A 372-nucleotide genomic window follows, 5' to 3' on the forward strand; every position below is an offset into this window, starting at 1 on the left:
CCTTAGGATTGGACAATGACAGGGAAGTCTGCGGCTTAAATTTGAAAAAAAACGCATATCGATCTTGTGAAAAAAGATCATGACTAGTTCCCAATAAAAATACAAGCAAAACTAAAAGCCTATCGCACCTCATAATCCACCAATTTCATTTTTACCCGATATCCACCATTTATTAATTGCAAACCGAGACAATTGTTCCTTGAACAATAGGTTAAGACCTCATCGTATTTTTCCACCAAACCTATCCCTTTTTGGTAAATCTCATATCGGTTGTCTCGCTGGGTGACTTTATCGTCTAATTTTTCCTGATTTACCCTGGCAAGTTGGATTTGGGTCTTCCCTTCAAGAGTTCTAATTCCTACTGAATCTATT

At 37.4% G+C, this 372-nt stretch carries 1 protein-coding gene; it reads right to left on the minus strand.

Translation table 11 applies throughout. From position 1 onward, the window contains the following. Positions 1-119 precede the first annotated feature (119 nt). A partial coding sequence (locus ACNKXV_RS13500) for a hypothetical protein (protein WP_417908253.1) occupies positions 120-372 on the minus strand: 253 nt, incomplete at its 5' end.

The sequence above is a fragment of the Christiangramia aquimixticola genome, assembly GCF_048285835.1.
Taxonomy (GTDB): domain Bacteria; phylum Bacteroidota; class Bacteroidia; order Flavobacteriales; family Flavobacteriaceae; genus Christiangramia; species Christiangramia aquimixticola.